The 2,336-nt window shown below is 70.3% G+C and carries 4 protein-coding genes; 2 read left to right on the top strand and 2 right to left on the bottom strand.

Annotation, left to right across the window (positions count from 1 at the left end; translation table 11 throughout):
• A partial coding sequence (locus VJR25_RS09095) for an argininosuccinate synthase domain-containing protein (RefSeq protein ID WP_324114654.1) occupies window positions 1-324 on the bottom strand: 324 nt, incomplete at its 3' end.
• Between the two features lie 374 nt (window positions 325-698).
• Entirely contained in the window at window positions 699-1,169 is a 471-nt protein-coding gene (locus VJR25_RS09090) for a MogA/MoaB family molybdenum cofactor biosynthesis protein (protein ID WP_324114653.1), read from the bottom strand.
• A gap of 34 nt (window positions 1,170-1,203) precedes the next feature.
• On the opposite strand from VJR25_RS09090, the gene moaC reads away from it, so the two are divergent.
• Both moaC and VJR25_RS09080 read left to right on the top strand, forming a co-directional pair.
• Window positions 1,204-1,689, top strand: coding sequence for a cyclic pyranopterin monophosphate synthase MoaC (gene moaC / locus VJR25_RS09085; protein ID WP_324114652.1), 486 nt, complete (start codon window positions 1,204-1,206; stop codon window positions 1,687-1,689).
• Window positions 1,690-1,806: 117 nt separating this feature from the next.
• Window positions 1,807-2,336: adenylosuccinate synthetase (locus VJR25_RS09080; protein WP_324114651.1), on the top strand; the 530-nt coding region annotated here is incomplete at its 3' end.

Here is a 2,336-nt window from a genome sequence, read left to right as displayed (position 1 = left end):
GGCGCGGCCGATGGGCGTGGTGTTGAAGTAGGTGCGGCCGCCGGAGCGGATGTGGAACGCGCCGCACGCGAGGGCGCCGAAGCCCTCTTCGACGAGCATCGGCTTGCAGTCCACGAGTCGTGACACCTCGGCGCCGTACTGCGCGGCGCGGCCCGGGATCGCCTCGATGTCGGTCTCGTCCGGCTGTCCGAGGTCGCCCGTGTAGGTGCAGGGGATGGCACCCTTGTCGCGCATCCACGCGACCGCGACGGAGGTGTCGAGGCCACCGGAGAAGGCGATGCCGACGCGCTCGCCGACGGGCAGGGACTGGAGGACTTTGGACATGCCCTCCAGCCTACCGATCCGCGTGTTCCCGCCGAACTCCGCGCCCCCCCGCGCGGCCGGCGCTCCCGCGAATCCCGCGGTCCCCGGCATCCCGCCCCGCATCCCGCCCCGCATTCCGCTCCGGCATCCCACCCCTCTTCTGTTCAAGGGTCACGATCTGCTGCCCGCACCCACATTTCGTGACCCTTGAACACAGCAGAGTGTCGTCACCGTGAGCGCAACGAATGCTCAAGGGTCACGACTTGCTGCCTGTACCGACAGATCGTGACCCCTGAACAGGTGATGTTCAAGGGTCACGATGTGCTGGCCGCACCCGCAGATCGTGACCCTTGAACGGCGGATGAAGCCCGGGGCGCGGCGCCTGCGGGGCGGGGTCAGTGGTCGCCGCCGTCGAGCTGGGAGATCACGTGCCCGGCGAGCTGCAGCACCAGGGGCATCCCGGATGCCACCCCGCGGGGCGACCCCGGCAGGTTCACCACGAGGGCCCGACCGGCCACCCCGGCGACGCCGCGGGTCAGCAGCGCCATGGGGGTGTCGGATGCCCCGGCTCGGCGCAGCTCCTCCATGATCCCGGGCAGCTCCCGCTCGATCACCTGGCGGGTGCCCTCCGGGGTCGAATCCCGCGGACCCACCCCGGTGCCGCCGGAGGTGACGATCAGCCGGGCGCCGGCATCCTCCGCCGCGCGCAGCGCCGCAGCCACGCTGTCCGCGCCGTCCGGCACGACGACGGCATCGTCGCACGACCAGCCCGCCTCGCGCAGGGCCTCGACGGCGACCGGCCCCGAGGCATCCGGCCGCGCGCCGCTGCTCGACCTGTCCGACACCGTCACCACGGCAGCACGCATGTTCGTCTCCTCCGGCATCCGTCACACTTGCTCTATGAGCTTCACGCACCTGGATGCCGCAGGCAACGCCCGCATGGTGGATGTCACCGAGAAGCAGCCCACCGTGCGGCAGGCGACCGCGCGCGGGTTCGTGAACTGCGCCCCGCACGTCGTCGCCGCGCTGCGCGACGGCTCGGTGCCGAAGGGCGACGTGCTCGCCGTGGCGCGGATCGCGGGCATCGCGGGCGCCAAGCGCACCCCCGAGCTGCTGCCGCTCGCGCACATCATCGGCGTGCACGGCGCGACCGTCGACCTGCGCATCGAGGATGCCGGGATCGCGATCGAGGCGACGGTGCGCACCGCCGACCGCACCGGCGTCGAGATGGAGGCGATGACCGCGGTCAGCGTCGCGGCGCTCGCCGTCGTCGACATGGTCAAGGGTCTCGACAAGGGCACGTCGATCTCGGACGTGCGGATCGTCGCGAAGTCCGGCGGCAAGTCCGGCGACTGGCTGCGCCCGGGCGAGCCGCCCGTCGCGTGAGCAATGTCCCCGCCACCCCCGTCGCCTGACGTCACAGGCCAGCCGACGTCCAGGGTCGGCTCGGGGCTTCACGATAGGGTGGGGTGTAACCCGTTCGAGACCACCCGGGGGGCTGAAATGCCAGGCATCGTCATCGTCGGAGTTCAGTGGGGGGACGAGGGCAAAGGCAAAGCCACCGATCTTCTCGGTGAGCGCACCGATCTGGTCGTCAAGTTCAACGGCGGCAACAACGCCGGCCACACCGTCGTCATCGGCGACGAGAAGTACGCGCTGCACCTGCTGCCGTCGGGCATCCTGTCGCCCGGCGTGACGCCGGTGATCGGCAACGGGGTCGTCGTCGACCTCGAGGTGCTGTTCAACGAGATCGAGGCGCTGAACGCCCGCGGCATCGACACGTCGCGGCTGCGCATCAGTGCGAACGCGCACATCATCACGCAGTACCACCGCACCCTCGACAAGGTGACCGAGCGCTTCCTCGGCAAGCGCAACATCGGCACCACAGGTCGCGGCATCGGTCCGGCGTACGCCGACAAGATCAACCGCGTCGGCATCCGCGTGCAGGACCTCTTCGACGAGAACATCCTGCGCCAGAAGGTCGAGGGCGCCCTCGACCAGAAGAACCACCTGCTGGTGAAGGTCTTCAACCG

The organism is Microbacterium sp., assembly GCF_035277845.1.
In the GTDB taxonomy this organism is placed as follows: domain Bacteria; phylum Actinomycetota; class Actinomycetes; order Actinomycetales; family Microbacteriaceae; genus Microbacterium.
This window is presented reverse-complemented; position numbering and strand designations above follow the sequence as displayed.

Bases quoted from the DNA above. Each gene is read 5' to 3' on its own strand.
- VJR25_RS09090 (WP_324114653.1), bottom strand. From the start codon at position 1,169: ATGCGTGCTGCCGTGGTGACGGTGTCGGACAGGTCGAGCAGCGGCGCG.
- moaC (WP_324114652.1), top strand. From the start codon at position 1,204: ATGAGCTTCACGCACCTGGATGCCGCAGGCAACGCCCGCATGGTGGAT.